Raw genomic sequence first — 7,647 nt, 5'->3', positions numbered from 1 at the left:
CGGTCGAACTGCATGCCCTCGACGACGTCGAGCTCGGTCTCGAGCGACTTGGCTTCCTCGACCGTGATCACGCCCTCGTTGCCGACCTTCTTCATGGCGTCGGCGAGGAACTTGCCGATCTCGGCATCGCCGTTGGCCGAAATGGTGCCGACCTGGGCGATCTCCTCGTTCGAGGTGACCTTCTTCGAGTTCTTCTGGAGGTCCGCGACAACAGCCTCGACCGCGAGGTCGATACCGCGCTTCAGATCCATCGGGTTCATGCCGGCGGCGACCGACTTGGCGCCTTCACGGACGATCGCAGCCGCCAGCACGGTCGCAGTGGTGGTGCCGTCGCCGGCCGCATCAGCGGACTTGGAGGCGACTTCGCGCACCATCTGGGCGCCCATGTTCTCGAACTTGTCCTCGAGCTCGATCTCCTTGGCGACGGTGACGCCGTCCTTGGTGATGCGGGGCGCGCCGAACGACTTCTCGAGCACCACGTTGCGGCCCTTCGGACCGAGGGTGACCTTCACCGCGTTGGCGAGGATGTCGACGCCGCGCAGCATACGGTCGCGGGCCTCGACGGAGAATTTGACTTCTTTGGCTGACATGATGAGTTCCCTGAGTTTGATGTCTTCTCACCTTGGAGGGGCGCCCCGCAGGCGCTCCTTAGGGCGAGCGGTGCGAGCGGGCTTGTTTAGGCAGCCTTCCTGCTGGACGACACGTCGGTGAGAACGCCCATGATGTCGCTCTCCTTCATGATCAACAGCTCCTGGCCGTCGATCTTGACCTCGGTGCCCGACCACTTGCCGAACAGGACGCGATCGCCGACCTTGACGTCGATGGGGATCAGCTTGCCAGCTTCATCGCGGCCGCCCGGGCCAACGGCGATGATTTCGCCCTGCGAGGGTTTTTCCTTGGCGGTGTCCGGAATAATGATGCCGCCAGCGGTCTTCTCGTCTGCGTCAATGCGTTTGACAACGACGCGGTCATGAAGTGGACGGAAATTCATGCAGCCCTCCTAACTGTTTACACGGTTTGATAATTCCAAGCTGTTAGCACTCGATACCGATGAGTGCCACAGACGAAACTGAAATAGGACAGAGGTTTTTCGGGAGCAAGTGTCCGTAGCAGAAAAAATTGGATACTTCGCCACCCGATCTGGGAGTTGCATTAGCGATCAGTGCCTCAACGCAGCCTCGGACTGCGTGGTCCAAGCTGCGACGGAGGCACGGCCTGATCACGCGCCAACGATCTCTTGCGTGCTCGCAGCAAACGGGGTCCTTAGCAGCCGCTCACGAAAGTCGCATAATCGCGACGGGTTACACGTGCCTTGACCAGGAGATCGTTCCGGCCTGTCCGTTGTACCGGTCAGCCGTCGTCAAGTTCGCCTGGCGATCGGGGAGTTGAGTGGTGGGCGCATAGGCGGCGACACATTCATCGAGATCACTGCAGCGCGGCACTGCTTTTTTTTGCTTTGAGAGCGAACATCCGATTCACAAGGAGATCAAAAACCCCCTCGCCCCGGTCGAACGGGCCCCCCATGCGTCCTGCACAGGCAAACGACGCGACTCGCCATCGCGTAGCAACTGCCTTGCACCTCAGTCGCCCAGGCAGGAAAGTCGCCGCGATGGGCTCTCGTCCGCCATCAAGCCTGATAATGCCCCTTCCCTGCACTTCATCCTCAGCCTTGCCGCGGCAAAGAAAACGTGGGCCGGCGGCGGCAGCCTGGCATCTTCCAGGTCGTCGAGCTCGTCTTCGCTCCGGCACTGCGCAACGCGACCATAGACTTTAGCCGTATCACCTCCGATTGCACATAGCTCCTGGGCAACGTGTCCTCGAGCGGCAGGTTCAGATCGGGCACCCCAAGATCGGCGGCGCCACGGTTTCAGAGATGATTTCGCATAAGCGCCACGCTTCGCTGTCGTACTTTCCAGCCGCAACTGCAATCTATTGTCCCGTTATGCGCGGGTGGCGCGCAACTTTGTCCGTATCGTACGAAGTTCGCGCACCGAACACGAGCGCCGTTCGTTATCATAAGCTCAACCCGATCAATCGCCGCTCGATCGAGATTGGGGCTATGGCGCGAGCACATCGGCAAGAGGGTTGGGTTGTCTTCTAACTGGACACACTGCAGCGCGGGGCAGCGGACTTGCGGCGCTCCGTGCCAGGCAGCCGTGCTGCCTACAGCCAAAGTGCGGGGTATTGACGCAAAGAATCGCACATCAGCGCTCAAATCCCGCACCCCACGCGGCTATTTTGGACGAATTCACTGGCGTGACGTGGTAGACGGCTGTTGCGGTAGTTTCTTCGACTTGTCGGCTCGCCTTTTGTGGCTGTCGAGGCTTCGTTCCTACCAGCACCTAAGTTGTGGCACAGGACGGTCCGGCAGCAATCACCGATGCGCTCATCCAAAAGGCTGCCGGCCGACCAAATATCAAGGGATGTCATTCATACAGCCGCAACCGAGCGAAGTACCGCACGACGGTTTCCGGCTCCCCCGCCGCGCGCTGCTCCGTTCGCTAAGATATTCTTGCTCAACGCGGCGATCATCTTGTCGGAGGACGTCCGGCGTCGCTGTGCGCTGGCGAGGAAGCAATCGACACGAACAACGGGGCCCGAAGGCCACCGGGTGTCTTGGCGCGCACGGCCAACCTACTCGTCGAGAAACGGAAACTCGGCTCGCTGGTGCCCGATGACGCGATTGAGCTTCTCAAGGATCCATTCGAAGTCGTCCCCGGGACATTGGCGGACGCTTGCGAACGAGTGCATCTACCATCTTGACCTGCCATATCGGCGATTATTGCAGGCCTTCGGCCACACAAATCAAGCTCTCGTGACGCAACAAGGCTATTGGCCGCCTAACTCAGCATCATTGGTCTGATTGCGGAGAGACGATGGCGGTGAAGAGCGACGCGGACATCGCGCAGGAATTCGCACAAAGCGCGCTGAGCGTAACCCCTGTCATCATACTTGGGAGCGGCGCTTCGGCAGCACATGGTGTGCCGGGTATGGGTGCCTTAGCAGCGCATTTATCCTCGGCCTCGCGCCCCGGTGGATGGACAGCTGAAGAGAACTCTGAATGGGCCTCGTTCCTCGGCCGGATTAAAGCCGGCACCGATCTTGAAAATGCGCTGCAGGCAGTCCGCCCGAGCGAACGTCAAACGATGCATATAGCCGGCCTCACGCGGGACTTTCTGCTGCCCTCCGATCTGGCCGCCCTCGCATCGGTGTTGGCCGATCGCAACGCCTTGCCGCTCACCCGGCTCTATCGACACCTGTTCGACAGCACGCATACCACTGTTCACGTCGTGACGCCCAACTATGACCGTTTGGCGGAGTATGCAGCCGATGCGGCAGACGTGAGCACGTTCACGGGTTTCAACCATGGCTACCTGCAGACAAGGGCACGAGACGCAAACACTCCCCTGACTGTAAACGGGCGACAATCGCGCACCGTTGCGGTCTGGAAGGTGCATGGCTCACTCGATTGGTTCCAGGACGCCGCCAACCAGATCGTCGGCGTCAGAAGTGCTCTCCGCGTTCCCGCCAAATACACGCCGCTCATGATCACGCCCGGCATCGACAAATATCGACTAACCCATGGCGAGCCGTTCCGCACGATCCTGAGCTGCAGCGACAGAGCTTTGGATAATGCCCGCTCCTACTTCTGTGTCGGCTACGGCTTCAATGACGAGCATGTCCAAACCAAGCTCGTCGAGCGCTGCGACCGCGATTCGGTACCGTTGGTCGTCGTCACGAAGGAGTTGACGCCCAGCGCAAAGGCTTTTCTGACCGGCGGCCGGTGCCGGCGCTATCTCGCCATCGAAGATAGCCCGCCTGGCGCACGCGCATATATGCACCAGGCGCCGACGGGGTTCGATCTGGACAAGCCGCTTTGGCGTCTCGACTATTTTCTCGATCACATCATTGGAACACGCGCATGAGCATCCTGGACTTTAGCGATCAAGAGGCGCTCGGTCGCGTTCAATCGGTCGACACCGCCACCGTGATTGTTCGTGTCGATGACATTGAGGCGTTGCGGGCACTCCAGGTCAATCGGCTGGTGGCACTACAGAGTAGTTTGGCGGGCCATAAGCTGATCGGTGTCATCCACAAGATCACGCGCACGGCCCTCGAAGAAGCGAAAGTGGCCGACCTGGAACGAGCCGAGGAGGCTCTCCCTGAGGTAAACCTGGTGCGCATCGCCCTCATTGGTACGCTGCTTGACCGGGATGGGCTCCGCGCCAATGTGTTTCGGCGCACGCTCGAAACCGTCCCCGAGATCGACGCCCGCTGCTTTGCGCTTGAGGGCGAACGGCTCACCCGTTTCATGGGCGTGATCTCTGAGGTGACCGCCGGAACCCAGCGTCTTTCACTTGGTTCCTACACTCTTGATCTCAACGCCGAGGCCTATGTCAACGGCAACAGGCTCTTTCAGCGCCACGCGCTGGTCGTCGGCAGTACTGGCTCCGGCAAATCATGGACGACTGCCCGGCTTCTTGAGCAAGTGGCTGAGCTAAAGAGTGCCAACGCAATCGTCTTCGACATGCACGGCGAATATGCGTCCATGGCCGGCGACGGCTTCGTGCATCTTCGCGTGGCGGGTCCGGGCGATGTTGAGGCGGGCAAAGGCTTGTCGGATGGTGTGCTTCATCTCCCGTACTGGCTCATGAGCTACGAAGCACTTGTCTCGATGTTCGTTGACCGCACCGACCAGAACGCGCCCAACCAAGCCATGGTCATGTCCCGTGCCATCGTCGACGCGAAGACCAGCTTTTTGACCGCCGGAGCTCACAAGGATGTGCTCGCCAACTTCACCATCGACAGTCCCGTCCCTTTCGCGCTGGACGTTGTCCTTGCTGAGCTCAATCGCCTCAACACAGAAATGGTCCCAGGCGTTAGGACCGAGAAGCAAGGTGACTTTCACGGCAAGCTCAGCCGCCTGATTCAACGTCTGCAAAGCAAGCGAACCGACCGTCGGCTTGGGTTTCTGTTCCCGGCCACTGGCGTTGCGGATAGCTATGCGTGGCTCGAGCAAGCCGTGACGCTGCTGCTGGGCAGCCGCGCCGCCAAAGGCGGGCACGGCGGCGTAAAGGTGGTCGATTTTTCGGAAGTGCCCTCGGACATTCTGCCGCTCATTGTGGGAATGGTCGCGCGCATGGCCTTTCAGGTGCAGCAATGGAGCGCACAGGGCGCCCGTCATCCCGTGGCGCTGTTCTGTGACGAGGCTCATCTCTACATTCCCCAGGATGCGAGTTCCGGCGCTGCTGAGAATGCGATCGCGATGTTCGAGCGCATCGCCAAAGAGGGCCGAAAGTACGGTGTCGGCCTGGTTGTGATCAGCCAGCGTCCGGCGGAGGTGAATCGTACCGTCGTCAGTCAGTGCAACAATTTGATTGCCATGCGACTGACCAATGGCGACGATCAAACGGTGGTCCGCCGTCTGCTGCCCGACAGCCTCGAAAGTTTTGGAGATCTGCTGCCTATTCTCGACACAGGCGAAGCCCTGGTGGTGGGTGATGCGATTTTGTTGCCCACGCGGATCCGGATTGCCAAGCCCGCCAACGAGCCACTCAGCGGCACGATTGAATTTTGGGACCGCTGGTCGGATCCGAGCCCTGCAGCCACACTCGATAAGGCGGTCGAGAGCTGGCGCCGCCAGACGCTTATCAAATAGCATGTCTATGCGACCGGCTTACGAGGGTCGGCCATCGGGTTGATGGCGCCGCTGCGACCTGCCTTTCACGTGCGCTGCTCCGAGTTGCAGACCGCACATAAGGTCAGAGTTGGCCGCCGCGCTCGGAACGATCGAGAGGAATCAATCGCCTCGGCCGAGAGTGTCTTTGCGCATTGAGCGCTCAAGTTGTGGTGCGTCGCTCGAGATCGGAGCCGCCACCGGTGTGATCTCGACGGGAACGAGAGCTGGCACGGAATCTCCGCCCAGGCGACCCCGGCGCGCCTGTCGACGCCAAGTGAACAGCAGGCTGTGAGCCACCCGTGCCGGCGCGCGACGCCGCAGACCGTCTCGCCAGCCTGCAAGGTCTCTTCGACAAGGCGAACCTTACTCAGCATAATCTCCGCGGCCTTCGCCGGGTGCTTAAGTCGCTCTGCACGTTGCGGCTGATGATCGGCACGGTCGTGACGACACACCAGACTTGTGCTGCCGCTGCTACTGCTGGTCATGAGGCTCGCCAACGACACGCCCCCTTGGATCGCTGATGCTGGCGCCGGTGGCTGCGGGCATCGGCCCGCAATTCATTTTAGGCGGGGCTGAGTGGCTTCCCCTTTGACGAGCTTGTCTGAAAGATCGTAGCCGGCGGGGTCGGAGCCGAGTTCGGTTACCCCCTTGGCTAATTCGGTTCGGAGCGAGCTCTGGAAGTCATCGTCATAGGTCGCGATGCTTGTGCGGATCGCCGCTCTCCACTGATCGCCGCGATCCCAAGCTTCCGTAAAGGCAGAGGCAATTTCGACATGCTGCCGGTTTGCGGTCATCGCCTCGATGATCGATCTGGCCTGAAGCCGATCCTTCCCGCTCTTTGCGGTCGCAGCGCGATCCTCCTTCCGGCGGGACCCGACGATGAGCTTGTGGACGGCGTATCGTTCCGGCGACGGGACAAGGACCGGCACGCCGGCGCCATGCAGCAGCACCGCGCGGATGGGCTGATAGATCAGGTAGTCGAGGAAGCGGAGCGGAGACGCCGCCGCCCCGCCCAGCGCCGGCATCGGGACCGGCTTTCCTGCCTGGTCGTCGGACCATTGGTTCGGCGTCAGGAACTCGACGTTGAAGTTGCCCCTCGATACGAATCGAGTTGAGACCCTGCCGTCGGCTTGGCTCGGAACCTCGCGAAACGTCGGGTCGACTTGGCGGAGCACGTCCAGGATGGGTGGCATGGAGTCCTTGATGGCCACCAAGATTTCGTGGAATTGCGCAAAGTCGGCGTCGCCAGTCTGCATAGCGGCCGCCTCAAGGCGTCGACCAAGCACAGCGGCATAGCACTGGTACGCAACGGTGCCGACGAGCACTCCCCGCAAGCGAAAGAAGCCAGCCTTCGCTAGCCCCTCCACGACTTGGCCCGCGATCGGCAGAGGGCGCGGCAGATAGGCTTCGCGGACTAACGTGGAGACGAGACGGCGACGTCCTTTCAGGTCGGCCTTCAGATCCTTGAACGCCTCGACCCTCTTGGTGAACTCGGGATCGTTCACGGGACCGACATAGCGGCGATCCTGGCCGCCGCCCTCGGATTTGGGCGTGTCGAAATACCAGTATTTCTTGCCCTTGACCTCGACAGCCACGAACCGTCCGTTCGAGGAGAACTCCGAGGTGAAGGTCTCATCGAGGCTGCGCTGGACCAGTTCGGAATAGAGTGTCTGGTAGGTAATATCGAGGGCTTGGTTCGCCGGCATATCGGAACCTCGTTATACTATTTTTGTGAAAATAGTATAACTCTCGGAACTTCGGCACAAGTCCGCTAAGCTATTCTCGCTAAAATAGTATAACTTGTTTTAATTTCAGTGTCTTAATGAGACAACGCGCAGTTTTCGCGCACGCTTCGCCCGAACCCGAAAAGGAAATGAAACTCACTGCCCAGTCCCGGGATGATCGGACTCAGGTTCCGGAAATAACGCGTATGAGCGCAAGAAATCGCCTCTTTGTGCCCGGAGTCA

General features: G+C 60.4%; 5 protein-coding genes. 2 read left to right on the top strand and 3 right to left on the bottom strand.

Going from position 1 to position 7,647, the window contains the following annotated elements; genetic code table 11:
* Together PMN64_RS40885 and groES are read right to left on the bottom strand one after the other, a co-directional pair.
* The coding region (locus PMN64_RS40885) for a TCP-1/cpn60 chaperonin family protein (protein ID WP_411784850.1) at nt 1-590 on the bottom strand (590 nt) is incomplete at its 3' end.
* A gap of 86 nt (nt 591-676) precedes the next feature.
* Nucleotides 677-991: a co-chaperone GroES gene (gene groES / locus PMN64_RS40880; RefSeq protein WP_074131207.1), complete on the bottom strand. Its 315-nt coding sequence runs from the start codon at nt 989-991 to the stop codon at nt 677-679.
* A gap of 1,885 nt (nt 992-2,876) precedes the next feature.
* Between groES and PMN64_RS40875 the strand changes: the two genes are divergently transcribed.
* Together PMN64_RS40875 and PMN64_RS40870 are read left to right on the top strand one after the other, a co-directional pair.
* Nucleotides 2,877-3,926 carry an SIR2 family protein gene (locus tag PMN64_RS40875; protein ID WP_411784849.1) on the top strand — a complete coding sequence of 350 codons (1,050 nt, stop codon included), beginning with the start codon at nt 2,877-2,879 and terminating at the stop codon, nt 3,924-3,926.
* Nucleotides 3,923-5,659, top strand: a complete 1,737-nt coding sequence (locus PMN64_RS40870; RefSeq protein WP_411784848.1) for an ATP-binding protein — start codon at nt 3,923-3,925, stop codon at nt 5,657-5,659. Before PMN64_RS40875 ends, PMN64_RS40870 begins: the two co-directional genes overlap by 4 nt.
* 578 nt (nt 5,660-6,237) lie before the next feature.
* Here PMN64_RS40870 and PMN64_RS40865 read toward each other — a convergent pair.
* Nucleotides 6,238-7,386 (bottom strand): GSU2403 family nucleotidyltransferase fold protein, encoded by a 1,149-nt coding sequence (locus tag PMN64_RS40865; RefSeq protein WP_411784847.1) that lies wholly within the window; start codon nt 7,384-7,386, stop codon nt 6,238-6,240.
* Between the last annotated feature and the right edge of the window lie 261 nt (nt 7,387-7,647).

Source organism: Bradyrhizobium sp. UFLA01-814 (assembly GCF_046718885.1).
GTDB classification, from domain to species: domain Bacteria; phylum Pseudomonadota; class Alphaproteobacteria; order Rhizobiales; family Xanthobacteraceae; genus Bradyrhizobium; species Bradyrhizobium elkanii.
Note: the sequence above shows the minus strand (reverse complement) of the source record. Positions and strands in the feature narration are given on the sequence as shown.

Excerpts from the sequence above, each read along its gene's own strand:
- PMN64_RS40870 (WP_411784848.1), top strand. The coding sequence starts at position 3,923 with ATGAGCATCCTGGACTTTAGCGATCAAGAGGCGCTCGGTCGCGTTCAA.
- groES (WP_074131207.1), bottom strand. The coding sequence starts at position 991 with ATGAATTTCCGTCCACTTCATGACCGCGTCGTTGTCAAACGCATTGAC.
- PMN64_RS40875 (WP_411784849.1), top strand. The coding sequence starts at position 2,877 with ATGGCGGTGAAGAGCGACGCGGACATCGCGCAGGAATTCGCACAAAGC.
- PMN64_RS40865 (WP_411784847.1), bottom strand. The coding sequence starts at position 7,386 with ATGCCGGCGAACCAAGCCCTCGATATTACCTACCAGACACTCTATTCC.